At 38.9% G+C, this 26,585-nt stretch carries 25 protein-coding genes; 12 read left to right on the top strand and 13 right to left on the bottom strand.

Annotation, left to right across the window (positions count from 1 at the left end; genetic code table 11):
• Positions 1-24: 24 nt before the first annotated feature.
• Entirely contained in the window at positions 25-1,644 is a 1,620-nt protein-coding gene (locus ACSLUH_RS06505) for an exonuclease domain-containing protein (protein WP_448565491.1), read from the bottom strand.
• Positions 1,645-2,029: 385 nt separating this feature from the next.
• Here ACSLUH_RS06505 and ACSLUH_RS06510 point away from each other — a divergent pair, with 385 nt between their 5' ends.
• Positions 2,030-3,499, top strand: coding sequence for an MBL fold metallo-hydrolase (locus ACSLUH_RS06510; protein WP_448565492.1), 1,470 nt, complete (start codon positions 2,030-2,032; stop codon positions 3,497-3,499).
• 133 nt (positions 3,500-3,632) lie between these two features.
• Positions 3,633-4,286 carry an isoprenoid biosynthesis glyoxalase ElbB gene (gene elbB, locus ACSLUH_RS06515; RefSeq protein ID WP_448565493.1) on the top strand — a complete coding sequence of 218 codons (654 nt, stop codon included), beginning with the start codon at positions 3,633-3,635 and terminating at the stop codon, positions 4,284-4,286.
• Positions 4,287-4,330: 44 nt separating this feature from the next.
• On the opposite strand, the gene ACSLUH_RS06520 is transcribed toward elbB, so the two are convergent.
• From ACSLUH_RS06520 to aroQ, 4 genes are all read right to left on the bottom strand, one after another.
• Positions 4,331-4,507 (bottom strand): oxidoreductase-like domain-containing protein, encoded by a 177-nt coding sequence (locus ACSLUH_RS06520; RefSeq protein WP_448565494.1) that lies wholly within the window; start codon positions 4,505-4,507, stop codon positions 4,331-4,333.
• A gap of 90 nt (positions 4,508-4,597) precedes the next feature.
• Positions 4,598-5,944: an acetyl-CoA carboxylase biotin carboxylase subunit gene (accC, locus tag ACSLUH_RS06525; protein WP_448565495.1), complete on the bottom strand. Its 1,347-nt coding sequence runs from the start codon at positions 5,942-5,944 to the stop codon at positions 4,598-4,600.
• A gap of 24 nt (positions 5,945-5,968) precedes the next feature.
• Complete coding sequence (gene accB, locus ACSLUH_RS06530) at positions 5,969-6,424, bottom strand: acetyl-CoA carboxylase biotin carboxyl carrier protein (RefSeq protein ID WP_448565496.1); 456 nt, start codon at positions 6,422-6,424, stop codon at positions 5,969-5,971.
• 64 nt (positions 6,425-6,488) lie between these two features.
• On the bottom strand, positions 6,489-6,947 hold the full coding sequence (aroQ, locus tag ACSLUH_RS06535; RefSeq protein WP_448565497.1) for a type II 3-dehydroquinate dehydratase: 459 nt from the start codon (positions 6,945-6,947) through the stop codon (positions 6,489-6,491).
• A gap of 333 nt (positions 6,948-7,280) precedes the next feature.
• Between aroQ and ACSLUH_RS06540 the strand changes: the two genes are divergently transcribed.
• The 3 genes from ACSLUH_RS06540 (at position 7,281) to ACSLUH_RS06550 (ending at position 11,372) form a co-directional block, all read left to right on the top strand.
• Positions 7,281-7,727, top strand: a complete 447-nt coding sequence (locus ACSLUH_RS06540) for a hypothetical protein (protein ID WP_448565498.1) — start codon at positions 7,281-7,283, stop codon at positions 7,725-7,727.
• A 61-nt stretch (positions 7,728-7,788) separates the two neighbouring features.
• Positions 7,789-8,931 carry a hypothetical protein gene (locus ACSLUH_RS06545; RefSeq protein ID WP_448565499.1) on the top strand — a complete coding sequence of 381 codons (1,143 nt, stop codon included), beginning with the start codon at positions 7,789-7,791 and terminating at the stop codon, positions 8,929-8,931.
• 2 nt (positions 8,932-8,933) lie between these two features.
• Positions 8,934-11,372 (top strand): bifunctional diguanylate cyclase/phosphodiesterase, encoded by a 2,439-nt coding sequence (locus ACSLUH_RS06550; RefSeq protein ID WP_448565500.1) that lies wholly within the window; start codon positions 8,934-8,936, stop codon positions 11,370-11,372.
• An 18-nt stretch (positions 11,373-11,390) separates the two neighbouring features.
• Here the strand turns inward: ACSLUH_RS06550 and ACSLUH_RS06555 are convergent, their stop codons facing one another.
• Both ACSLUH_RS06555 and cutA read right to left on the bottom strand, forming a co-directional pair.
• A complete protein-coding gene (locus ACSLUH_RS06555) occupies positions 11,391-13,214 on the bottom strand; it encodes a protein-disulfide reductase DsbD (protein ID WP_448565501.1) in 1,824 nt (607 codons plus the stop codon).
• 4 nt (positions 13,215-13,218) lie between these two features.
• Positions 13,219-13,530: a divalent-cation tolerance protein CutA gene (cutA, locus tag ACSLUH_RS06560; RefSeq protein WP_448565502.1), complete on the bottom strand. Its 312-nt coding sequence runs from the start codon at positions 13,528-13,530 to the stop codon at positions 13,219-13,221.
• Between the two features lie 161 nt (positions 13,531-13,691).
• Here cutA and ACSLUH_RS06565 point away from each other — a divergent pair, with 161 nt between their 5' ends.
• From ACSLUH_RS06565 to ACSLUH_RS06585, 5 genes are all read left to right on the top strand, one after another.
• Entirely contained in the window at positions 13,692-14,171 is a 480-nt protein-coding gene (locus tag ACSLUH_RS06565) for an FxsA family protein (RefSeq protein ID WP_448565503.1), read from the top strand.
• A gap of 108 nt (positions 14,172-14,279) precedes the next feature.
• The gene (locus tag ACSLUH_RS06570) at positions 14,280-14,570 is read left to right on the top strand and encodes a co-chaperone GroES (protein WP_448565504.1); all 291 of its coding nucleotides are present in this window, start codon (positions 14,280-14,282) and stop codon (positions 14,568-14,570) included.
• Positions 14,571-14,647: 77 nt separating this feature from the next.
• Positions 14,648-16,294 (top strand): chaperonin GroEL, encoded by a 1,647-nt coding sequence (gene groL / locus ACSLUH_RS06575; RefSeq protein WP_448565505.1) that lies wholly within the window; start codon positions 14,648-14,650, stop codon positions 16,292-16,294.
• 389 nt (positions 16,295-16,683) lie between these two features.
• Positions 16,684-17,169, top strand: a complete 486-nt coding sequence (locus tag ACSLUH_RS06580; protein ID WP_448565506.1) for a DUF3016 domain-containing protein — start codon at positions 16,684-16,686, stop codon at positions 17,167-17,169.
• 89 nt (positions 17,170-17,258) lie between these two features.
• Positions 17,259-17,744 carry a DUF3016 domain-containing protein gene (locus ACSLUH_RS06585; protein ID WP_448565507.1) on the top strand — a complete coding sequence of 162 codons (486 nt, stop codon included), beginning with the start codon at positions 17,259-17,261 and terminating at the stop codon, positions 17,742-17,744.
• Positions 17,745-17,791: 47 nt separating this feature from the next.
• Here ACSLUH_RS06585 and ACSLUH_RS06590 read toward each other — a convergent pair whose 3' ends face one another.
• From ACSLUH_RS06590 to epmB, 3 genes are all read right to left on the bottom strand, one after another.
• Positions 17,792-18,820, bottom strand: coding sequence for a DUF4382 domain-containing protein (locus ACSLUH_RS06590; RefSeq protein WP_448565508.1), 1,029 nt, complete (start codon positions 18,818-18,820; stop codon positions 17,792-17,794).
• Positions 18,821-18,943: 123 nt separating this feature from the next.
• Positions 18,944-19,252, bottom strand: coding sequence for a hypothetical protein (locus ACSLUH_RS06595; RefSeq protein WP_448565509.1), 309 nt, complete (start codon positions 19,250-19,252; stop codon positions 18,944-18,946).
• A gap of 33 nt (positions 19,253-19,285) precedes the next feature.
• Positions 19,286-20,302, bottom strand: a complete 1,017-nt coding sequence (gene epmB, locus ACSLUH_RS06600; RefSeq protein ID WP_448565510.1) for an EF-P beta-lysylation protein EpmB — start codon at positions 20,300-20,302, stop codon at positions 19,286-19,288.
• Between the two features lie 42 nt (positions 20,303-20,344).
• Between epmB and efp the strand changes: the two genes are divergently transcribed.
• The gene (gene efp, locus ACSLUH_RS06605; protein ID WP_448565511.1) at positions 20,345-20,914 is read left to right on the top strand and encodes an elongation factor P; all 570 of its coding nucleotides are present in this window, start codon (positions 20,345-20,347) and stop codon (positions 20,912-20,914) included.
• Positions 20,915-21,385: 471 nt separating this feature from the next.
• Here efp and ACSLUH_RS06610 read toward each other — a convergent pair whose 3' ends face one another.
• The 3 genes from ACSLUH_RS06610 to ACSLUH_RS06620 form a co-directional block, all read right to left on the bottom strand.
• Complete coding sequence (locus tag ACSLUH_RS06610) at positions 21,386-22,147, bottom strand: substrate-binding periplasmic protein (protein WP_448565512.1); 762 nt, start codon at positions 22,145-22,147, stop codon at positions 21,386-21,388.
• Between the two features lie 233 nt (positions 22,148-22,380).
• Entirely contained in the window at positions 22,381-22,722 is a 342-nt protein-coding gene (locus ACSLUH_RS06615) for a DUF4389 domain-containing protein (protein WP_448565513.1), read from the bottom strand.
• Between the two features lie 205 nt (positions 22,723-22,927).
• Complete coding sequence (locus ACSLUH_RS06620) at positions 22,928-25,228, bottom strand: S9 family peptidase (RefSeq protein ID WP_448565514.1); 2,301 nt, start codon at positions 25,226-25,228, stop codon at positions 22,928-22,930.
• A gap of 412 nt (positions 25,229-25,640) precedes the next feature.
• Here ACSLUH_RS06620 and ACSLUH_RS06625 point away from each other — a divergent pair, with 412 nt between their 5' ends.
• Positions 25,641-26,585: an ABC transporter ATP-binding protein gene (locus ACSLUH_RS06625; protein WP_448565515.1), complete on the top strand. Its 945-nt coding sequence runs from the start codon at positions 25,641-25,643 to the stop codon at positions 26,583-26,585.

A 26,585-nucleotide genomic window follows, 5' to 3' on the forward strand; every position in this document is an offset into this window, starting at 1 on the left:
AACATCATCATTGCTTAATACGTATTACGCGTAACGTCTGTAATACGGAAATTTTTCCAGCTCTTTCTTTTCTCGATGCTCTTTGTTTATCTCTAGATAATCACTGGTGAAATCAAAATTCACATTGGAAACGAATACAAAGCCTGATTGATTATCGACCGTTGTTGTATTCACGATGGGCGTAGGTTTTGGCATGTTATGGTCGCCCCAGTTACTTAAATAGAACTGTCTATCTGAACTAAGATTCAGTGTTCTGGTTGCTACCGCATGGTCAATCATCTGTGAGTGATAATGGTCAAAGGCTAAGGCTTGCTCGTAGAAAAAGTTGATTTTGTCGTAGATAACCTTAGCCCCCAGTTCATGCTTGTCCATCATGCGATTAAAGATGTCTTTATTCATTAAATCTTTGAAGATTTTAACGTTATCTGAATCTCGATAATGACGGTTTGCTGGGTTTAACTTAACAGTTATCTTACTATCACATGCATGACAGGTAAGAAATTGTGAGCCAAGCTTTTCTTCCTTGATTATTTGAGTGACGGGCTTACCACCTTTTTTGAGTGGCTTTTTGACAATGCGCTCGACAATGCGGTCAGGCTGGGCTTTCCCATCTAATTTGTAGAGTTCGGGGTGAGTATAAATTCCCTTGTCTCTGTTTTTACACCGAGGCTTTTGCTTTTTAATGCCACGCCTATTATTAGGAGATAGTGGGATATAGTAGTGCCGAAACGTCTTAGGTTGTCCGGGGATAGCTTTATTCTGACACGTTGGCTCGACTGGCTCGTATATGGTTGAAAGACGTTTTACTTCTAATTCAAAACAACGATTGTGTAACATGGTGGTACTGTGACCACATAATTTGCAAGTGAGCAGTTGCTCAGATTTATCGTCACTCCATGTAAGCTTGTATTCGTTACCTAAGCCCCGTTTAAGCTTACCATTTACTTTGTAAGTAGGGTTTTTAGCTACGACACCAAAATTCTTACATTCTGGATTTTTACAAAAGTTAAGCTGGGTATATATGCCAGTTTCCTTGTTTTTATAAGCTCTTGGAATGGATATGGCTTTGGTTGGCGTATGCTTATTCTGTTGTGGTGTTGATTTTAGCGGCTCAACCGTATCATCAAGTAATTTGAAAAACAGCACTGCACATAAAGAAGCATCAAGTAGCGCACTGTGTTTAGTTCGCCTTGAAATATCAATGCCGTATCGTAAGCAAGCCGCATCTTGGCTGATTTTTCTAACACCGAATTTGCTCTTAGCAAGCTCCATTGCACAAGTGACTTCAGCACAAATATCAGACACCGTTGAAGGGTAATTAACTCGGTTTAACTCTGCATTTAAAAACCGTAAATCAAAAGCTGCATTGAAGATAACGAGGTGACTGTCCTTGATAAATTCAATGAATTGCTGATGGATATCACTAAAGGTGGGTTGGCCTTCTAATTCTTCATCTAGGATTTCATGAACTCGAAAAGCGCTCTTAACGGACTTTTTGCCCTCAGGATTAATTTTGAGGTTGAATACATGTCCCGTGGGAGTGGAATCTTCATATTCTATGCAGGCTAGGTCGATGATCCTATGGTTGCCTTTATGGGGATCTAAACCTGTGGTTTCCGTATCTAAGAAGACATATTTCGTCATAATTACCACTCCTATAGCCAATATTATAGGAGGTTTTGACAAGTTTTAAATAACTCATTGAAAAAACTGACTAATCGTACATTATTTCAGTTATTTTAACTATGGAATTAAGCTTGCAATAAAGATTTATTCGTTACTTTTCAAGTGTATAAAATAATAAAGAGCCACTATCCTAAAATAGCAGCTCCAAGTTGACTCAATAGCCCGGTTTTACACTGGCTTTTTTATGGTAATTTGTTGAGCTCTGCAAATCTACCGTTACAAAATGTAAATAAAAGCGAGTACTTGTCATCGGTCGATTATCAGCCGTCATCTATCGCAAAGGAATGTGCATTGTAAACGCTGCTGATTAAATTAGCTTCAATAACAAAACAAGGAAGATAATATGCGCTTCATACAATTAACATTAGGCACACTACTATCGTTGTCTAGCCTTACATTATTTGCTTCACAAACGATAAATACATCAACAGAAAATCATCAATTGATCAAAAAGGTTGTGCAAGCCTACGGCGGGGATTCACTGTTAGCACTATCAAGTTATCAGTTAACCGACCACTACAAGAGTTTTAGAGAAGGGCAAAGTTACAGTGCTGATGAAATTGATCTTGAGCATGCTCGTGCACAATTGACTGTTGATTTAGCAAAGCAAAGAAAAGACTTTAAGTGGCTAACTGGTGATAAAGATAGCTTTTCTGTTCGTCAGCAACTTTTTGATGGTAATCAAGGTTATCGTCTTAATCACAGTGACAAAACCTTATCGCAAGTACCTAATCTCAATTTTATTTCAACTGAGCGCCATTACTCTTATCATTTGGATACTGCGCTGGCGTTATTAATCAAAGATAAAGAAACTCAAATTACTCGATTAGATGACAAAAACTTATATGGAGCCCCACATTTTCAAGTGCTTTTGGAAAGACAAGGTTATCCTAAGTTGACCTTGTTAATAAATCAGCGCGATTTTCGAATTGCCAAACTAGAGCGGCCACATTGGTCTGGTAAAGTGTTTAGTTACCGCTTTAGTGACTATCGAAATGTCGATGGTCTTTTATATGCCAACAGCGTTTTTGTCACGCGTGGTGGGGCACCTTATTCCGTGCTTACACACAGAGAATTTATCCCTAACTTAGCGGTTAAAGAGACATTTGAATTACCTCAAGATTATCGTCAAGCTGGCAAAGGGATAGACTTTTCAGCAATGCAAGCTAAGCAAATTGACGACAAGCTATATTTGGTTGGCCAAGATTGGGGCTTTAGTATCTTTTTAGATGCTGGCGACTATTTTGTTGGTGCAGGTGGCTACAAAGATCTGAGTAAACGATTAGCCTTTGTTCAAGATAAGTATAACTTACAAAAGCCATTGAAATATTTAGTGGTCAGTCACCACCATCTTGATCATTTAGGTGGTATGAAGGAAGCGTTCGATCTCGGGGCAATCTTGGTTACTAAGCAGCAACATTTAGCGACAATAGAGTCTATTGTCGGTGAAACTATTGCAAAAGAGCGTCTTTTATTCGTAGAAGAACAGTTATCGTTGGCTAATGGTCAGGTGCAGGCAATTAATTATCCTAATAGCCATGCAGAATATAGCTTAGTGACATACTTTAATAACGAGCAAGTATTATTTAGTGCAGATACTTACTTTTCCAGAGATGAAACTGGTTCGCCGCAAGGTTACCAAGCGCTTCATGGATTACAAAAGCGACTTGAATCACTGGAAGTTTCGCCAAAACATTTTGCTGCAGCTCATAGCTTTCGCGTGCTCACTGACCAAGATTTTGTTCATTCGCTTGCCAATATGAGATCGGCACAGAGCATATGCCCAGTCAATTGGACTATTTGTCCGCAGTAAAATTATTGCTCTAATAGTGACTTATACAGAGCGATATCAACAGATTGATGTCGATCTTTATCGTTATCTGGTTTAAGTTTGTGGCGAATTTTAGTATAACAGGTGTCAATTGATTTTAATGAAGGAAGTGTTAATGGCAAATGTCGCGATAATTTTAAGTGGCTGCGGTGTGTATGACGGCAGTGAAATTCATGAAAGCGTATTAACCTTGTTAGCATTAGAGCAACATGGAGCGACTTATCGTTGCTTTGCACCTGACATAGAACAGCATCATGTGATCAATCATTTAACGGGTGAAGTTAGTCGTGATGAGCACCGCAATGTTTTAGTTGAATCCGCAAGAATTGCTCGCGGTGATATTGAGAATTTAACTGAATTAAGGGTCGCTGAATTTGATGCCATTATCTTTCCCGGCGGTTTTGGTGTGGCGAAAAACTTATGTGATTTTGCGATACATGGTGAAAAGTGTCAGATAAATGAGCAAATTCTTCTTGCTGCAAAGTCATTTGCTGATGCCAAAAAGCCCGCCGGTTATATGTGTATCGCCCCAGCATTACTAGGATTTATTTATGGTGAGGGTGTGCAAGGAACGATAGGTGATGATCAAGCCGTAGCAAGCTCTCTATCTACCTTAGGGTTAAGCCATGTTGATTGTTCAGTTGATGATATTGTCATAGACCATGCACATAAAGTGGTTTCGACACCAGCGTATATGTTAGCAACCTCTGTTAGCCAAGCGGCAAGCGGGATAAATAAACTCGTTAAACAACTGTTATCAATGGTTTAATTAACACACCAAAGAGATAACCGACTAACTGAACAAAGCGAGCCTTATTTTGACTCGCTTTTTTCTTGATTGGCTTTAAGCTCTGCTTGTTGCAAACGCCATGCTTTTCTTGCGGCGTAGTAGGTATCCCAAACACAAGGTGTGCAAGCGCTATCACAGCACTCTCCATCTGCTGGCGGTTCGGGCTTTTCCAATAAAATAATCTTTTCTTCTTTACTCATGATCCGCTAACTATTGATTGCAAGCTTTATAAAATACTAGAAATAAAAAAGCTCTGCAATGGCAGAGCTTTACTCGCTTAAATTGATTGGTTATTCAGATTCAGAGAGCTTTTTCTCTAGATAATGAATATTGGCGCCGCCATTGACAAAGCCCTGATCGTTTAGGATGTCTTTGTGCAAGGCAATATTGGTTTTTATACCATCGATCACTAATTCGTTTAATGCATTGCGCATGCGCGCGATAGCAACATCTCGGTTATCACCGTAGGTAATGAGCTTACCAATCATTGAATCATAATGAGGCGGTACCGAATAATCAGCATAGACATGTGAATCCCAGCGAACACCCATACCACCTGGCGGGTGGAATCGTGTGATTTTCCCAGGTGAAGGGATGAAAGTACGCGGATCTTCAGCGTTAATACGACACTCAATAGAATGCCCAGAAATTTTTATATCTTCTTGGGTATAAGAAAGTGGCTGACCTGCGGCTATGCGAAGTTGTTCTTTGATTAAGTCAACACCAGTAACCATTTCAGTAACCGGATGTTCTACTTGAATACGAGTATTCATTTCAATGAAATAAAACTCACCATTTTCATACAAGAACTCAAATGTACCTGCGCCACGGTACCCAATCTCTATACAAGCACGACAACAACGTTCACCGATTTGCGCGCGCATGGTTGGCGTAATACCTGGTGCTGGAGCTTCTTCGACCACTTTTTGGTGACGGCGTTGCATTGAACAGTCACGCTCACCTAAATGAATAGCTCCACCTTGACCATCAGCCATAACTTGAATTTCAACGTGACGTGGATTTTCAAGGAATTTTTCCATGTAAACCATATCGTTATTGAATGAAGCACGAGCTTCTGTTTTGGTCATTTTTATCGCATCAAGTAATTCAGATTCTTGGCGAACAACGCGCATACCGCGTCCACCGCCGCCACCAGAAGCCTTGATAATAACAGGATAACCAATGCGCTTTGCATGAGCTAAGTTAAGTTGGTCATCGTCAGTTAATGGACCATCAGAACCTGGAACACAAGGCACGCCGGCTGCTTTCATTGCTTTAATAGCAGATACTTTGTCACCCATTAAGCGAATACTTTCTGCTTTAGGGCCAATGAACGTAAAACCTGAATTTTCTACTTGTTCAGCAAAATCTGCATTTTCAGCTAAAAAACCATACCCTGGATGTATTGCTACCGCATTCGTCACTTCGGCGGCAGTAATAATCATTGGGATATTAAGATAGCTGTCAGTAGCAGAAGGTTTACCAATACAAATGGTTTCATCTGCTAACAGTACGTGCTTTAAGTTACGATCAGCTGTTGAATGAACAGCGACCGTTTTGATACCGAGCTCTTTACATGCGCGAAGAATTCTTAACGCAATTTCGCCTCGGTTGGCTATAACTACTTTATCTAACATGGAATTACCCTTATTGGTTTGGGCTTATTCAATGATGAATAGCGGTTGGTCAAACTCAATCGCATCTTCGTTTTGAGCTAAGATTTCTTTAATGACACCAGACTTATCTGCTTCGATCTGATTCATCATTTTCATTGCTTCAACAATACATAACGTATCGCCAGCATTAACGTGCTGTCCTACCTCAACAAAGGCAGGTGAATCAGGAGAAGCTGCCGAATAAAATGTACCAACCATTGGTGAACGAACTACATGGCCTGATAATGCAGGTGCAGCAGACGTTGATGATTCTGTAGATTGCGCAGCAGGAGCTGCTGGTGCAGGTGCGGCTGCAGGGATATGTTGAACAGCAGGCGCTTGAGCAACGATAGTACCACCACGACTAATGCGTACAGACTCTTCACCTTCAGAAATTTCTAACTCGTTTATGCCTGATTCTTCAACAAGTTCGATAAGTTTTTTGATTTTTCTAATATCCATGAGACACCTATTGTTGTGTTTAAATTTTGTTTATTAACCTAAAAATACTCTTCTAATAGAGCACTCAATCAGTTAGTTGATTACTTAAATATTGCTTAGCAGCCAAAAGTGCGTATTCATAACCTTGAGCACCTAAACCACAAATGACACCGAGCGCAATATCGGATAAATATGAGTGATGTCTAAAAGACTCACGCGCATGTACATTTGATAAATGTACTTCAATAAAAGGAATATTAACCGACAACAGTGCGTCTCGAAGCGCAACACTAGTATGGGTAAAAGCTGCCGGGTTAATAATAATAAAATCTATTTTTTCGAACGCTTGATGAATAGCATCAATTAGTGTTGCTTCATTATTGGACTGGCAATGGTGGAGGTCAATTTCCATTGCATTCGCTTTCACTGTTAAAGCATCTATAATTTCATTGAGACCTAATGCACCGTAAATAGCTGGTTCTCTTTTGCCTAGCATATTTAGGTTTGGACCATTAAGTACTAAAATGTTAAATTTTGCAGCCATTGTCGCCAATAAAGTCACTAAAATTAAAAGTGGTGGTCATCATTACATAAAACGAGCTTTTTGGAAACAGGTTCGATGGATTTCTGATGAAAAATATAATATTGCTGCATATTATAGAGTTTTCGCAGAAATTAGCAGCAAAATAGTGGTCTAATCTCTTGGTGCTTAGATTTACGTAGCAGCATGATAATTTGCAAATCATTTGTTATTTGGTGTTTTAAAAACAATTGACTAAACTTTAATCGATAAGGCAAAAGCTGATATGTATATGAAATTTAATAAATAATATCGGTTGACCTTAGTAGGTTATTTTAAGTAGATTAACGCTGATTTTTGTCTTTTGATAAGGAAATCGTTATCAATCGTTTTGCTTTGGTATTGTTCTTCACATTTTTGCTTGGGTTATCCACTAAAGTCTATTGCGTGGAAGTTATCGTGCACCCGTCGGCAAAGGTGGTCGAGTTAAGCTCTTCTCAATTACGAAGAATTTATTCAATGCGTCAAGTAAAATGGGCTAACGGACAGCCGATCACCGTTTTCGTTTTGCCTTCCCAGACAGAAATTCATCAACGCTTTTGTAAAGATAATCTGAAAATTTTTTCATATCAGCTCGACAGAATTTGGAATAAGTTAACCTTCTCCGGGTTAGGGGTTGCCCCTACAAGCGTTCAATCATTAGAAGCATTAATTCAAGCGGTTAAAAAAACACCTGGCGCCATTGGTTATGCAGAAAAAGGAATTGAGGAAGACGATGTTAATGTCATTACGATCACAGAGTAGCAGGTACTTTCGCTCAACCTTGCCAATAACAACACTTATGAGCCTGTTACTTGGGCAAAGTATGATGTTTAACACTTCATTACACGCGAGTGAATTTAAATATCATGGGTTTGTTTCTCAAGGTTTGATTGCTGTGGATGGAAGTAATTTTGTTGATGACGATGACGGGGTATCTCCAAAACTTACGGAATTAGGCATTAATGGCTCGTATCAACTGACTGATAATTTAAGAGCCACGGGGCAAGCAGTATATTTAAATGGAGGTAATCGTTATAACGAGGGAGTTCGAATTGACTACTTGTTAATTGATTGGAATGTCTTTAGTAATGAACACTGGCAAACTAATCTGTATTTTGGACGATTTAAAAATTTCCATTGGTTATATTCGAGTACACGAGATGTGCCAATGACTCGCCCCAGCATTATTTTACCGCAATCTGTGTATTTTGATGCAACCCGCGATATGTCGGTTGGTGGAGACGGCTTAGCAATAAAAAGCACTTATAGCAGTGAGCATTATGGCGACTTTGATTTTAATCTTAGCTCTGGTAGTTCGCCAACCTCCAAAGAACAAACGCGTATTATCATGGGGCAGTTCTCCGGTGGGGATTTAGATCATGATGATGATTTACAGGCGAGTATTTATTATCGTCCAGCACTTGCAAATTGGCGTTTTGGCATCGCGATAACAGATGCAACCTTTAGTTATGAAGCTGGTAAAAATGATTATTTCGTTGATGGTGAAGTTGAATTGACTCGTCATTACATGAATGCAGAATATCAAGGGCAAAACTGGACGCTAAGTGCTGAATTGTTGCAAGAGGAGATGATATTAAAAAACGTTTTATATCAAGGTTTTGTTCGCGGGACAAAAGGTCAAGGTGGCTATGTTCAAGGTCAGTATCGTTTATCTAATACAATGCAATTACTAACGCGCTATGAACATTATTGGGCCGATAAAAACGATAAGAATGGTAGCAAACTGGAAGCGGCGACCGAAGGGCTTATTCCGCATTACTTTGGTTATCAACGAGATTTTACCGTCGGTATAAATGTCGATTTAATGCCTAATTTAAAACTTCAACTAGAGCAACATTGGATTAAAGGTACTGCTCGATTGACGCCTGTTGTCATTCCAGATCCAACTGTCAATAAAAGTGAATATTGGCAAATTTCATCTGTACAAATGACATATTGGTTTTAACCATGAAAAAGATCTTTGTCAGTGTACCAATAAAACTGTTATTACTTGTCGTTAGTGCATTAATGTTGCTTAGTGCCGGTATCTCGGTGATGTCGCTGTCTCGTTTGAATCAAGAGTTCAAACAATATCAAACCGATACCTTGAAACAAGGGCAAACGCAGTTTCAAATAAATTCTCAGCATGTTAGAGATAAACTCAGGCTCTGGCAGGAATCTTTTGCTGATTTAGTGAATATTAAGTCGGAAAAAGATTTTTCTAAACTTTCAGAGGAACTCGCTGCACAATTTGATGCAATGCAGTTTAATTTTAACGTCAAAAATGCCTGGTTGATCAATGATAAAAATGAGTTGCTATTTCAAAGCAAGCAACTACCCGCCTATGTTAAGGATAAGATTGATGAGGCGAAGCAATTAGAGCAGCCAATTGATTACTTGTACTGTTCGAAAGTGTGTGAGCAGCTTACGGTTGTACCCATTCTTAACTTTGATCGAGAGGTAGCTTATCTCGCTATATCAGTCTCTTTAGTCGATATTATTTACGATATTAATCAGGCATTAAAAAGTGAAGTGGCAATTATCAACTTTCCCAATATGCCTCTCGCCCAAATACGGGAATTCAGCAAAGTATCTGCTTCAAATCAAGAGTTACTGCATGCGTTGTTTATCGAACATGAAAAGTCAAATACTTTAGTTGAGCAAGTAAAACAAAGTGGCTTGCAACTCGATAATACTTCAGGCAGTTATCTCATTAATTTAATGCCACTGTTTGCTAATGATCAGCAACAATATTTTATTGCACTAATTGATGATGTTACGGCATTAAAGCAGAGTTACCAAGATTACCGATTACAGTTTTTACTATCAGCGTTGCTTATTTTTATTACCCTGGCAATATTGGTCTATTTCGTTGCAAGTCCATTTACCAACCGAATTTTAATGCTATCGAGCGCTTTGCCTTTACTTGCCTTAAAAGAGTTTGAGCAGTTTCGAGGAATAAAATTTAGGCGTAAACGTTTCTTTTCTGACGAATTAGATATCGTGACTAATGCTGCAACTGAGCTTAGCTTTGAGCTAGAGCAGTTAAATATTGAAGTCGAACAAAAAACAAAAGAATTAGAAAACATTGCGATGTATGACCTATTAACTGGTCTGCCTAATCGTAATATGCTTAATTATCAATTGCGTAAAGCGGTTGCTAACATTGCACGTTTTAAACGTGGTGTTGCTGTGCTGTTTCTTGATTTGGATGATTTTAAGAAAGTTAACGATAGTCACGGGCATGGTGAGGGGGATAAGTTACTGATCGAAGCCGCCAACCGTATTCGTTTAAGTATTCGAAATATTGATGTGGCTTGCCGGTTTGGTGGCGATGAATTTGTCGTTATTCTTGGCCATGTTGATGACGTAGATGACGCAGTAGCCGTAGCGCAAGAAATTTTGGAGCGGTTTAAGGCACCGATCAAAATAGGTACCAGCATTTTTTATGTATCAACCAGTATCGGTATTGCTTTTACTCAAGATGAATTGATTAAACCAGAGCAGTTAGTGAGTCATGCTGATATCGCTATGTATGAGGCGAAAGAAGCCGGTGGCGCTAGGTTACATATTTATCATGCCGATATGTATAAGCGTGTTGCGCAGCGTGTAATGTTGGAAAGTGAAGTGAGGCAAGCGCTGTCGAAAAACCAGTTTAGCCTCAGTTTACAGCCACAGCTTTCTGCACAAGATAAACGTCTTTATGGATTTGAAGCACTGCTGAGGTGGAATCACCCCGATAGAGGCATGGTTTCTCCAGATGACTTTATTCCGATTTTAGAAAACTCTGAACACATGATTGAGTTGGGCTATTGGGTGATCAGGCGTTGCTTTGAATTAAGGGCTCAACTTCGAGATAAGGGGTTGGATAGGGTACGTATTGCTATTAACTTATCAGCAGGTCAGTTTATCGACATTCATCTTCCAACATACTTAACGTCTTTATTAGAAGAGTTTTCTTTGAGTGCTGATTGCTTTGAACTTGAGTTAACCGAGCAAACCTTGGTGACTAATCTCGATAGAGCAATAGAAACTATGGACGCGATGAAAGCCTTAGGCTTTACTTTTGCGATTGATGATTTCGGTACTGGCTATTCTTCTTTAGCTTATTTAAAACGTATGCCAGTTGACGTCATCAAAATTGATAAAAGTTTCGTTTTCGGCATGTTAGAAAATCACGCGGATTACCAAATCATTATGTCGACTATTGCCATGGTTAAAAACTTGGGCCTTACAGTAGTCGCTGAAGGCGTTGAAAGCAGTGCGCAACTTCGCAGTTTAACTGAGAATCAATGTGATATTATTCAAGGGTATTACTTTTCAAAACCTATCCCAGAAGTAGATATAGATAGCTTTATTGATAATCATATTGTTGATGGCTACTGGAAGACCCGAGCAATGGCCTAGGCCTTCCTTTAGCGCGCTTTAGTTAAATATTTTATTGATATGTTCAGCGAACTTTTCAGCACCGACAAACCCGGTTACACGCGCTTCTGTTAACTCTTCACCTGAGGTGTTGAAAAACAAAATCGATGGTAAACCAAAAACATTAAAATGCTTCATTAATTCAACGCTACTTTTGCTGCCGGTATCGGTAAGGTCTATCCGAATTAGCATAGTGTTAGCTAATGCTTTTTTAACGTTAGCATCAGGAAAGGTGTATTGCTCAAATTCTTTACATGCAACACACCAGTCGGCATATAAGTCGACCATAACGGTTTTGCCTTGTGCATTGGCGTCTGCTACTTTCGCTTCTAGTTCACTCAGCGAAGTGACATCAATAAATTCTCCGTGGCTGGTTTCTTGGCTAGTGCTTGGAGTTGGCAAGATTACAGTTAACGCTTTTTGTACACCAAAAAATAATATTGCAAAAATAATCACTGCACGGACAATTAGCCACGGTGTTTTTTTACTATTGTGATTAACCCAGAAGAAATAACCACCGGTCATTATCAATAATGCGCTCCATAGTAATGAAACGATTTGTTCAGCAAGTAACCTTTCTAATAAGAAAATTGGTACGGCAAGCAATAACAAACCAAATATATTCTTTATGATATTCATCCAGTTACCCGCTTTCGGTAGTAACTTACCACCTGAACTACCAATGATCAGTAACGGGATACCCATCCCTAAACTTAACGCGTAAAGCGCAGAAGCTCCTAAAACAACATCACCTGATTGAGAAATATAAAGTAGCGCACCAGTTAAGGGGGCGGTTGTACAAGGTGAAGCAACTAATCCTGAAATAACGCCCATGGTAAACACACCACCAGCAGAGCCACCTTGTTGCTTATTACTCAGTTGGTTTAACTTATTTTGCCATGAATTTGGTAATGCAAGGTTATAAACCCCAAACATTGACATTGCGAGCAGGATGAAAATCACACTTAAGGTGATCAAAACGGCGGGGTGTTGAAACATGGCTTGAAACTGAGCACCAGCAAGCGCGACAACAATACCTAATATTGTATAGGTAATTGCCATGCCCTGAACGTAGATGAACGACAATTTGAAAGCGCTTTTATTCGTTAGCTTATCGCCTTGACCAACGATAATTCCTGTTAAAATGGGATACATTGGAAAAACACATGGAGTAAACGATAACAATAAGCCGCCAACAAAAAACGCGACTAAAGTTAATAATAAATTATCTCCTTTTAGCATGTTGGCAAGTTGATATTGTTCGCTGGTATTATCTGTTGTAGGAGGACCATCAGTGGTATTGGTATTTACTTCATTTTCAGTTAGCGCCCCGAGTATCGTGGTGTTAGATGCCGATGAAGAATCCATTGGTGATAACTCGATGGTTTTTATTTCTGGAGGAAAACATAACCCTTTTTCGGCGCAGCCTTGATAACGAATTGATAAGGTCGCGTTTTCCCCAATATCTTCAAATGATATTTGAAAATTTGTTTCGCCAACATAAATTTCTTGAACACCAAAAAACTCATCTTCATGCGATTTACCTGTTGGTAAAGATACAGGCTTTATCACGGCATTATCAGCAGTAAATTTGAATTTGCTTTTGTATAAGTAATATCCTTCGGCGATGTTGAAAGACAAAGTTAACAAGCTATCTTTTTGATAAAAGCTGTATTGAAAGGCTTGATCTGGGCTTAAGAACTCGTCTTGGTTATTAAAAAGAGACGAAGAAGAGGTATCAAAAATAGAATCCTGAGCATAAGCAAAGGCACTATTAAAAGAGATTGCTATCAAAGCAATCAGCAACAACATTGTTTTTTTCATAGAATTATTTTAACGACTCATTGATCCAATTTAAATATTGCAAATCGCCTTGGTGAACAACCATCGCGACAATTTCTGGAATATCGTAGGGGTGAAGTTCTCTGATACGCTCTGATAACGTATTAAAGTTATCTTTGGTAGACTTAATCATTAACTGCACCTCAACCTGACATTCAACTTTGTCTTGCCAACGGTAAATAGATTTAACGTTAGATAATAAATTAACGCAAGCAGCTAACCGTTCTTCTACTAAACATTTTGCAATATGCTCAGCAACGTCTTCATTTGGACAAGTACATAAGACAATTTCAAACATTAACTTAGGTGCCTTAACAAAATCTTAAATCAATTAATGACGTTACAAGAGTAGCACAGAATAAGCAAAAATCGATAGCTTATGACTGGTGACAAAGCCAATAGTTGAAATAGACCGAGTAACCCCCATATCAGTTTCAATCTTTTTTAATTGGTGCCCTAATGTTTCGCATTCTATTTCTGTTATTTATTATTGTTCCGATCATAGAAATCTCACTATTAATACAAGTTGGTAGCTTTTTAGGCTTTTGGCCTACGATGGCAATTGTTATTGTAACCGCTTGGTTTGGCGCTAAGTACGTAAAACAACAAGGCATGGCTACGTTAAGGTCGGTGCAAGAAAAAACGGCCATGGGGCAAGTGCCTTCAGATGACATTATTAGCGGTGTTTTGTTACTTGTCGCTGGCGTTGTTTTAGTAACACCAGGATTTGTCACTGATATTATTGGTTTAGCTTTGTTAGTGCCTGTGGTGAGAAAGTCACTGATCTTAAAATTGCAAAAGCACTTTGTCGCTTCAGCGAATACTCATGTGCACTTTCATACCACTAGCCAGCATTTTTACCAAGAAAGTGATGTGCCTGAGCAGGGTAAAGCGCATCAAGGAAAAACCTTGGATGGAGAATATGAGCGCAAGGATTAAAAAAAATTAAAATTAGACCTTGTTAAGTATTGAACCGCCCCCATCTTTGAAACAAAGAAAATTTAACCCCTTTGGTTTTAATTGAAATTTAGTCTCAGGAGACCATAAATGAGCATTCGTCCATTACACGATCGCGTGATCATCAAACGTAAAGAAGTAGAAGCTAAATCTGCTGGCGGTATTGTTTTAACTGGTAGTGCAGCAGAAAAGTCTACTCGCGGTGAAGTTATTGCCGTTGGCAATGGCCGTATTTTAGAAAACGGAGATGTAAGAGCCTTAGATGTGAAAGTTGGCGATCAAGTCATTTTTAATGAAGGTTATGGCGTGAAAACTGAAAAAATCGACGGTGAAGAAGTGTTGATTCTTTCAGAAAGCGATATTTTAGCGATCGTAGAATAATCGAGTAATCCCTAATCTCATGATTGTATCTAGGGTTGAATGCCCTAGATTAATGTAAAAGTTTAAAGGAAAAGAAAATGGCAGCAAAAGACGTATTATTTGGTAATGACGCTCGTGTAAAAATGTTGAAAGGCGTTAACATCCTTGCAGATGCAGTAAAAGTAACGTTAGGACCTAAAGGTCGTAATGTTGTTCTAGATAAATCATTTGGTGGACCAACGATCACTAAAGATGGTGTTTCGGTTGCCAAAGAAATTGAACTTGAAGACAAGTTTGAAAACATGGGCGCACAAATGGTGAAAGAAGTTGCGTCTAAAGCTAATGATGAAGCTGGTGACGGTACTACAACTGCAACAGTTTTAGCACAAGCTATCGTAAACGAAGGTTTAAAATCAATTGCCGCAGGTATGAACCCGATGGATCTTAAGCGCGGTATCGATAAAGCGGTATTAGCAGCAGTTGAAGAGTTAAAAACCTTATCAACGCCATGCGCTGACAATAAAGCTATTGAGCAAGTAGGTACTATTTCAGCTAATTCAGACGAAACCGTGGGTAAAATTATCGCTACAGCGATGGAAAAAGTAGGTGCTGAAGGTGTTATTACCGTAGAAGAAGGTCAAGCACTAACTGACGAGTTAGATGTTGTTGAAGGTATGCAGTTTGACCGTGGTTACTTATCACCTTACTTCATCAACAACCAAGAAAGTGGGGCGGTTGAGTTAGAAAACCCATTCATCTTATTGGTTGATAAAAAAGTATCTAACATTCGTGAATTATTAGGCACCTTAGAAGCGGTTGCTAAAGCAGGTAAGCCGTTATTAATTATTGCTGAAGATGTTGAAGGTGAAGCGTTAGCGACACTCGTCGTTAACAACATGCGCGGCATTGTTAAAGTGGCTGCGGTTAAGGCGCCAGGTTTTGGTGACCGTCGTAAAGCGATGTTACAAGATATCGCGACTTTGACTGCTGGTACTGTGATTTCAGAAGAAATCGGTATGGAGCTTGAGAAAGCAACGTTAGAAGATTTAGGTCAAGCCAAACGTGTTGTTATCTCTAAAGATAACACCACGATTATCGATGGTGTTGGTGAGCAAGCTGACATTGAAGCGCGCGTTGCGCAAATTCGTGGTCAAATTGAAGAATCAACGTCAGACTACGATAAAGAGAAGCTTCAAGAGCGTCTAGCTAAACTAGCTGGTGGTGTTGCTGTTATCAAAGTTGGTGCGGCAACTGAAGTTGAAATGAAAGAGAAAAAAGCGCGTGTTGAAGATGCATTACACGCGACTCGCGCAGCGGTTGAAGAAGGTGTTGTTGCCGGTGGTGGTGTTGCGTTAGTACGCGTCTGTGAAGCAATTAAAGACCTTGAAGGTGCTAACGAAGACCAAACTCATGGTATCAATGTTGCAATACGTGCGATGGAAGCACCGCTTCGTCAAATCGTAACAAACTGCGGTGATGAAGCGTCAGTTGTGCTAAACGAAGTGCGTAACGGCAAAGGTAACTTCGGTTATAATGCTGGTAATGGTACATATGGCGATATGTTAGAGATGGGTATCTTAGACCCAGCTAAAGTAACGCGCAGTGCATTACAATTTGCAGCGTCAGTGGCTGGTTTAATGTTAACCACTGAATGTATGGTTACCGATGCACCACAAAAAGACGCTCCTGCAATGCCTGATATGGGTGGCATGGGCGGTATGGGCGGCATGGGTGGAATGATGTAAGCTTAGCCGCTTTATACATAGCTTTATCAAAAGCTTACAAAAGCCCGAATAGCAATATTCGGGCTTTTTAATTTAATGTTCTCAGTTGTATTTGGTTTTTCTTGTCTAATTTATTTAACTTACTAATATTTTTTCGAGCGCAAACTTTCCATACTTAAACGGAAATCTTTTTTATGACAACTGTTCAGCAACGACCAAGTGCCTTACCGTGATCTTTGGTACTGGTTTGGGTCAACTGCTTTGTGGGTCATTTTATGTCTCCAAAAGTAGAAAACCTCTTTAGTGCGCTATATTACAAAACATTTTATTGAAGTACATCACCACTAAAACTGTTCATATTATTTTCAGATAAGCTTTAGTATGATGGTTTGAAAGAATGGGAGGTTTTGATGAAAAATAGTTTTTTAATGGGGTTAATCTTAGGTTGTTTGTCGTTATGTGGCTCAGTAAACGCCGCTAAATTGGAAATTTCTTTTAAGAAACCTGAAAGTTATCGAGATATCTATGCAGGAGAAGGGCATCAAAAAAATTTTGAGAAGAGCGTCTTTGAGGAATTAGAAAATCACTTTCAGAAGTTGGCCGCTAAGTTACCAGATGAGCAATTATTAAAAATCACCATAAACGACTTAGATTTAGCCGGGGATGTTCACCTTGGAGGCATTGAGAGAGTTCGTATAGTGAAAGATATGTATTACCCTCGTGTTGCCATGAATTTTGAGTTAGTCTCTGGGCAACAGCAAACGCTAATGTCAGGCGAAGTAAACTTAAAAGATATCAATTTTATGACTGGGCGTTCGCTAAAGTATCGTCATTCAATATTATCTTACGAGAAAAAAATGCTTGATGAGTGGTTTTCAAAGACATTTCTTGAGTAGACACAATTGTTTACAAATCGAGCTTTCAAAATTACATTTTATTATTTCTAATGTTAATGGATTATTAAATATTATTAAGGATTATAACAATGAAAATATTAGTTTTGTTATCCACGGTTACACTGCTGTCGTTTAATGCTTTTGCGTTCAATATTCAGGTTTCTTGGAGTGACCCTGCAACATTTACCGATATTAAACCGGCTAATGAAAACAAATACACATTTACTGACGAAGTAAAAGGCGTTTTTGAAGGACATTTACAGAAGTTATCTGAAAAACTGCCAAAGGATAAGTCATTATTTATTAATGTATCTAACGTCGATTTGGCTGGAATGATCACCTATTCACACAGTAAGAGATTAAGATTAATTGGTCAGTCTACGCCCCCAGCCATTGAGCTTTCATTTCAAATGATTGATAGCGATAACACACTTTTGGTATCTAGAAGTGTGAAACTAAAGCCTAAAAACTTTAAGTTTAGAGATCAAAGACGTTATGAAAAACCTTATCACCATGAGTTAGCTTTGTTAACAGAATGGTTTGATAATACATTCGCGCCAATAATAAATAATTAGTAATTAATGGATATGCGTCAAGAGTTTCTTGACGCATAAATTGTTGACTATTCAGTGACTGGAAAGTTTTGCTCAGTTTCTTCGCCATTAACGATGGATATTTCTTTTATTTCGCTAACTGGGTTAGGAATGAGGATGTCGCCGTCGTAAATCTCTGGATCATCTCCTTGTGCTCCCGCATCACAGGCATATGCTACGGTGTAATCCCCTTCAGGTAAGAAGCCTATCTCGTAGCGATAACTGGCTGAGTTTTCATCAAAGCTTGCTGTCGTGCTATCAAACGGTGATATTGAACCTTCTGGTGCGCCATTGTTCGCCAATTCTACCTCTACATTATCGATCAGGCTAAGAAGGTTGAGTTCATGCCCTTCGAAAACATAAATCATCTGATTATCGGCAACACAGTTTTCATTTAAGTTAATAGTATCAAAGTCAACACTACCAGATAAAGTACCCGCTTCACTATTATTGACGACTCTAACCCCGCTTGGTTTTAAGTTGTATTCATCTGGACCGGGTTTGTAGGTTAGCGACTTTCTTAGATTAAATTCAACGGTGAGTTGTTGGTCGCCCTCTACATTACTTAAATCAATGCCACCAAGCTTTAATTTATCGCTTGGCACTTTAATAGGTTTATTCTCACCACCTATTTCGGTTAAGTAGGTGAGTACAATGTCTTCATCTAGGATATCAATAAATATTTGCTCATAGTTGCCCGCTTCAATTGTTGCTCCTTCAAGGACATTAAATTGTGCGCCTCCTTGGAATTGCAACAAATCGAGAGTGATCGTTTCAGCATCAACAATCCCTTCGCTTTCGTTGGAAAATGTTTCAAAAACAATATCCTCTCCATCTTCCACTTTAAAGGTAATGCTTTCAATGGTTACAACAACGGCTTCTGCGTCATCAACAGGCGCATCCGATAATCCTAAGTTAAAAGAGACGTCACTAGATGAACTTGGTGGTTGTAAATCAGGGGTGTTTGTTGAATCATTACTTGAACCACCGCCACAGCCGCTCAATACTGCGACAGTTAAGGTGCTAAGCGCCAATGATTTAAGCGATGACTTTTTCATTGCCTTTTTGTTGATGGAAAATATTATCTACTCCTCGATGATAATTCGTTTAACCAGTATAGTTGATGAACCTAATAATGTTAAAGTTGTCTGCTACAACACACACAGCTCACAATTGAAAGTCTATGGCTGATGATAGCTTTGCTCAAAGTTTGCTAACACAGTAAACAATTGCTCAATTTTTTTAACAAGGTTTATCAGCAGCGTTTGCTCTTGCGTTTTTTGCCACAGTAATAACTCATCGGCAACTTCTTCAACATAGGGTTGAAAGGTATTAGCCGAGCAATTAAAGCCAGCGTCTTTTTTAAAAACAGCTTCAAAACCCGCCATTTTCTTTTCTCGTAAATCGGCTAATGTTGCGTCAGCTGCGAGTGATTTTTTTAAAATAATTGAAATGTTTTCAACAAGTTTTTGGTTTATCGATTGGGTCATAAGTCCACTAACTACTATAAATTTAGCCTGCTATTATGCCAAATTTAGCGGAGTTTTGTTAGCCTCGCCAGCAATTTCTCTTACCACTTTAGGCATAAGGAAACCGGGTAAGATCGCCATCATTTGTCTAGTTATTTCGATAGCTTGTTCTTCGCTAATATCGAAATGGGCTACACCTTGCACCTTATCACATAAATGTAAGTAGTAGGGCATAATGCCATGATCAAAGAGCTTTTCACTTAACTGGCACAGCGTTCGGGCATCATCGTTAACACCTTTTAGCAGAACACTCTGACAAAATAACGGAATTCGCTCCCGACACAAGGGCTCGATGGCATCAATAACATCTTGCCCTATTTCATTGGCGTGATTGATGTGCAATACCATTGTCGATTTAAGTCGAGTTTGGCTAAGTAACGCGACTAATTTCTCGGTGATACGTTGTGGGATCACGACCGGCAGACGCGTGTGAACTCTAAGTCGATGCACATGTGATATTTGTTCGATTTGATTGATTAACCAACTTAGGTGTTCATCATTAGCCATTAATGGATCGCCACCACTGAAAATGACTTCGTTAATTTCCTGATGCTGAGCAATATAATTCAATGCATGTTGCCAACGGTGTTTATTTGGGCTGTTATCTTCATAAGGAAAATGTCGACGAAAACAGTAGCGACAGTTAATTGCACAGCCACTTTTGACTACCATCAGCACACGATGCTTGTATTTATGCAGCAAGCCCTCAGCGACGGTATCGTGTTCTTGCAAAGGGTCGAGTAGATATCCCTTGGTTTGAATAAACTCTTCTGACAGCGGCATTATTTGTCGAAGTAGTGGGTCATTAATATTACCCCTTTCGATTCGGCCGACAAAGGGACGGGGTGCTCTAACAGGAAATAACTTACGTGCTGAAAAATGTTCAAGGTACCTTTGAGGTTGAATACCGACGTTGGTTAAGAGCTCTTTAGGATCAGTGATGACGTTAGCTAATTCTTTTTGCCAAGAAGTGTGCAATTGTTGGCTAATTTGGGTTATTATTTGCGGCATTTCAAGTTTAGCTCTTTGTATTTAAGATTAAGAGAACATTTTATGGCAACTTTTAGTACAAACCAATTTAAAAACGGCCTCAAGTTAATGATTGATGGCGAGCCTTGCAACATTTTAGAAAATGAAATTGTTAAGCCAGGTAAAGGTCAAGCGTTTAACCGTGTAAAAATTCGTAAGCTTATCTCAGGTAAAGTCCTAGAAAAAACCTTTAAATCAGGTGAATCTTGTGAAGGTGCTGATGTTATGGATGCCGAATTAGCGTACCTATATGCTGATGGTGAATTTTGGCATTTTATGAATAACGAAACCTTTGAGCAAGTTGCTGCCGATGACAAAGCGGTTGGTGATACAGTTAAATGGTTAAAAGAAGGTGATCTGTGTACGATTACTTTTTGGAATGGCAACCCGATTTCCGTAACTCCTCCCAATTTCGTTGAATTAGAAATTACTGAAACCGATCCTGGCCTTAAAGGTGATACCGCAGGTACTGGCGGAAAACCAGCAACCTTAGTTACAGGTGCTGTGGTTCGTGTACCATTATTTGTACAAATCGGAGAAGTGGTAAAAGTTGATACGCGTACCGGTGAGTATGTTTCAAGAGCGGGTAAGTAAACCTATATTGCTAGTTAATTTTAGAGGCCGGCATTAAGCTGCCTTTCCTACATAAATCCCTGGATGAATATCGAGGGATTTTTTTATGAATTTATTGAAAAAAACTTGTTCTGCTCCATTTATTTGGTGGAGAGGTAACTTTCTATGTTTTCAGCAAGTGCATATTAAGGAGGAAACAAGTGTCATCATATTATTCAAAATAGGGCAACATTCATAGTGTCTCCGGTTGGTTATTTTTGTTTGGCGATAGATCTGATCACCAAATGTCATGAATGTTCCCTTGATTTTTGAGTACCTAGTTGTTTTATTTTGAGAATTTTTAGGGATGCATCAGAGGCAGAGTCATCGATTTTAACCAACGTTGCTACATTAGAAGTAGCTGGGTGTATTGGCATAATGTTATAGGCGCTTGGCAAAACACATAGAGGCGATAGCACACTTTTTACAAACTGTAATTACTAAAATATTTATTTACTTCGAGTAATATCCTTGATTGAGTCTTTCGTTTAACTCTTGTAATCGACCTTTAGCTCTTAACATAGATAAACCTTTGTTAAATTGTTCAACTAGCTTGACACTTTTTTTGTTTTTCTTTGGGAATAACAAGTGACCAGTGTGTATGAATAGTGGGGGGTGCATCGTTTCGACTTGGTTAGCTTTTTCTTTGTTACTTAGGTTATGAATATAGTGCCACCCTACGACTTCTTGTGCTGGAAATAGGTCGACTCGCTCTGCCAAGAGCATTTTAAAATTTTGCTCATCAGACATAACAAGAGATACTCTGTCTTTATTATCTGCTGCGTATTGCCATAACTCTTTTGTGTAAGCAAACCCACGAGTCAACCCCATGGTTAAATGAGCAAAATCAGAAAACCTATTCCATGTGATGGGCCGTTTTGACTTTAATCGAAAAAATACGACTTTTTCCGTCGATAGTGGTTCACTCAGATAAAAATCATTTTTAAGCTTTTCGTCATTGTACCAATATGACAGAGCATCATATTGACCGCGTTTAGTCCACTCATATGCTCTTAACCAAGGGACGTATTCAAATTTCACAGCAACACTTACTTCAGCAAACGCTTCTCTTACCACTTGTGTTATGTAACCACCATGTGGCTGATGTTCAGATACATAAGGTGGCCAATCAGAGGTACTAATTGTGATGGTGTCGTATGCACAAATTTTGCAAGTCGTCATTGCCATCAATACGAGCAATAACCATCTAATCATTCACATATTTCTCTTATTTAGTAAATAATGTTGTGTATAGTTAATCTTATTTTATATTGTGAAATGGTGATCAATGACACAATTATTCAAAAGAAAAATTAGTTTCCAAAAATTTAATCACTCAAGTGTTCTTCAGTATAGATCGCCATTAAGATTTTCCTAGTCTGAAACCCTTAATGGCTTATTTTATCGCTTATGTTTTTGGCTTTATTGCATTTTCGGCTGAAAAATAGCTATGGTTTGTTTGTCGGTGGTACACGACTGATATTAGCGTCAGGCCAAGCACTGAAAGGGAAAGGATAAGTGTCAGTGTTGGCAGTTAAAAACTGATTGATATGATATACATAATGATTCAAGTTCTGGCCAAGCTTTTGTAATTGCTTGTTTGGTTGCTCCGTCAGCAGCATGGCGATGAATTGAAAAATGGCGATCAAAGTAATAACAAAACGCACAAACCCGCCAATAAAACCAAATAATAACATGGCAAGGCCACGTTGCCAGATACTGATATTTTTCCAAGATTTAGACGATTTTTTATCTTCTCCGAATAACTCTTGTTCTAGTGTTTCTCTCATTTTCACTCCACTGCTAATCGTAACAATAATCTTTAGAGAATTACGCAATATTGAAGCCAGTTTTTCCAAATAAGCTAAGGTATTGTTTTTATTTTTGTTTATGTTTTGGTATTTGTGAGGAAATAGCACCTAGCTAGTAATTTTGACCACTTATTAATTAAAAAGCCCGCTAAGTAGCGGGCTTTTGCGTAGGGTAACGACTAGGCTATAAATGATCGTTAAAGTAATTGGTCATCATGGTTTTAAGGTGCAGTGTTGTTCCTTCACCTTCATAGATACCATGACTACGATTAGGGTATGACATAAAGTCAAATTGACGATTGTGTTTAATCAATTCATTGATTAATCGCTCCGTTCCTTGGTAATGCACGTTGTCATCACCTGTGCCATGAACGAGTAGTAACTTACCTTTTAAGTTTTTTGCGTGAGTGATTGGTGAGCCTTGTTTGTAGCCCTCTTCATACTCTGACAATAACCCAGAATAACGCTCTTGATAGATGGTGTCATATAAACGTTGATCCGGCACTGGCGCTAAAGATATACCCACTTTATATTGGTCTGGGTATCTAAATAGCATGTTCAATGTCATCGAACCACCACCTGAATGTCCCCAAATAGCAACACGATCTGTGTCGATATAATCCCAGCGTTCTGCCATTGCTGTTAAAGCATCGGACTGGTCTCGAGAAGATAGTACGCCAATTGCACCATAAACTTCTTTACGCCACATTCTGCCCTTCGGAGCGCGCGTGCCACGGTTATCAATAGAAGCAATTAAATAGCCTTGATCTGCCAACATTTGATCCCAAAGGTAGGCATTGCCGCGCCAACGATCTTGAACTGTTTGTCCCCAAGCTTCGCCATAAACATAAAAAATAATCGGATATTTTTTATTAGGGTCAAAATCATGAGGTCGAGTGATGTAACCATCTAAAACCACACCATCGCGAGCTTTCACTTGGAAAAATTCCGTCGGGGCTTTGTTTAACTTGGCGAGCTTTTCAATCAGTTCTTGGTTGTCCATCATCATGTGTTTAACTTGATGACCTTCTACCTTGATTAAACGTTTTTGTGTCGGTTGATCAAAAGTTGAATGGGAGTGAATTGCCCATTGACCATCATCTGACATTTGATAACTGTTTGAACCAGCGAAGCTTTCCGGAGTAATGCGTTCATTCACTGTGCTAGCATCTAATTTGGAGCGGAATAAATAACGTTGACCAACATTCTCAGGAGATGCGATGTAATACAACCAACCACTTTTTTCATCTACTGTTTCTAAACTAACGGTATCAAAATTGCCGGGCGTTAAATCGAGTTTGGTTTTCCCGTCTCGAGATATCTTGTAAAAATGACGCCAACCATCGGCTTCACTTGTCCAAATAAAGTATTTTCCGTTATCAATCCATTTTGCGTCAGTAATTCCATCCAGGAACTTTTCATCTTTTTCGGTGTAAATCAATTCCACTTTGCCATTATTGGCGTTAGTCAGATATAGCTTATTGGTATTTTGTTTGCGGTTAAGGTGTTGTACCAATACTTCTTCGCTATTGCCACTCCAGTTCATACGAGGAATATACATATCTCGCGAATTATTCGGTAATTTGCTCCAGACGGTTTTCGCCGTCTCTAGGTCAACAATCCCAACTTTGGCAAGGGCATTAGTTTCACCGACTTTAGGGTAAGGGAATTTTGTTAGTGTCGGGTAAAGTTCATCGGTATTATTGATCATGATGAAGTCTTTACTGCCCGACGTATCTAATTGCCAGTAGGCTATTTTACTGCCATCAGGACTCCAGCGGAAACCATCGCGAATCGAAAATTCTTCTTCGTATACCCAATCAAATAAACCATTAATAATACCGTTACCAGCATCTTTGGTGAGTTGCTTAATGTTGCCAGAAGCTAAGGTTTCAACATAAATATTGTTCTCAAACACGTAGGCAACTTTTGATGCATCACTAGAAAACTTTGCAAACATTAAGGTGCTTGGTTTAGCTAAACCATTACCTAGTTGTGATAATTGATTTGTTTTTAAGTCCAGCACCCAGTAATCACCGCGACTATTTGAACGCCAAACACGCTTACTGTTGGTATAAATGAGTAATTTTTGCCTATCGTCTGACCAAATATAATTATCGATAGAGACCGGCGCTTCGCTGTCTTTTGGTGTTAACTGTTCGGCACTGATCAAAACCGTTCTTTCTAAGGTTTCAGGATTATAAAAAGCAATATCTTTACCGATACTGACTTCTTTACCCTCTTCAGTGGTTTTCTTAGCGTTTGAATCTTCTATCGCGGTATAGCCGCTGCCATCAGCGAGCCAGCGAATGCGGCCAATATAATCAGAACGAAAAGCATTCTCTTTATAGATAGTATCAACAGTTAATTGAGCATTAGCTAGCGTTGCGCTTTTTGAAGCAGGCTCTTGTGTGGTAGTACTCTGACAAGCTGTTATTGAAACAGCGATCGTTGTCAAGGCTAACCAATGAACGATTTTTTTCATTTATTATCCACTTGAGTCAAAAATAGTGGCAACACTTTAAATTGTATACAAGGGCTTGGCAATGTTATTGGTCGAAATTAATTGATGACTTAACGTAAGCTTTGCTTGCCTATAAACAGTAAAAAGCTCTGCTAATTTATTGCCTTTCTTGTAAAACGATATTGAATTTGACTAACTTGCCCCAATTTAGCTAAACATTAATGATTAATACCAATTAAATGTGATATTTGATCATTCTGCGAACATTAAAAGGCTTAGAGGTAAGTATTGATTTTAGCGAATGGTATTCCATTGTAAAAATTAATAACACTGCAAGTAAGCCTTTTAAGTACGCTCCTAAGAGCTGATTACTTCCCTAACATAGCGTTAAGTTGATTAACTATTTAATGCAATTGGTATAAAGGATATTTGCATGCAAAAAGCACTAGAGATCACTGGATTAAAAAAAACCTACAAAGGTGGATTTGTCGCACTTAAAGGCATCGATCTGAGCGTTGAACAAGGTGATTTTTTCGCACTACTTGGCCCTAATGGTGCAGGTAAATCAACCACTATTGGCGTGATTACTTCTTTGGTGAATAAGTCCGGTGGAAGTGTCAAAGTGTTTGGTGATGATATCGATACTGATTTAGAGCAAGCGAAAAGTCACATAGGCCTAGTACCTCAGGAATTCAACTTTAATCAATTTGAGAAAATCATCGAAATCTTGGTAAATCAGGCTGGTTATTATGGTGTTGAACGTTCTTTGGCTTATCAAAGGGCTGAAAAGTATCTAAAACAGCTCGATTTATGGGAGAAGCGCCATGACGCTGCTCGCATGTTATCGGGCGGAATGAAGCGTCGTTTAATGATCGCTCGAGCTTTGATGCACGAGCCAAAAATGTTGATCCTCGATGAACCTACAGCAGGGGTAGATATAGAGTTAAGGCGCTCAATGTGGGAGTTTCTTCGCGAACTTAATCGACAAGGCATTACCATTATATTGACCACCCATTATCTAGAAGAAGCAGAAATGCTGTGTCGAAATATCGCTATTATTAACAGTGGTACAATCGTTGAGAATACCTCAATGAAAGTACTGCTTGCTAAGCTTGATTTGGAAACGTTTGTCTTAGACCTTACTGAAGATATTGAGGTTAAGCCATTAGACGGCTTTAATAGTCGTCAAATAGACCAACATACGCTAGAAGTCGATGTGAAAAAATCACAAAGTATCAATGGTGTATTTAGTCAATTAACAGAACAAGGGATCAGTATTAAAAGCATGCGTAATAAAAGTAATCGACTCGAGGAGCTGTTTGTTTCTTTAATTGGGAATGACAAGTCTGCGGCCCTAAATAATAAGGAGGCGTCGTAA

Source organism: Thalassotalea ganghwensis (genome assembly GCF_053485795.1).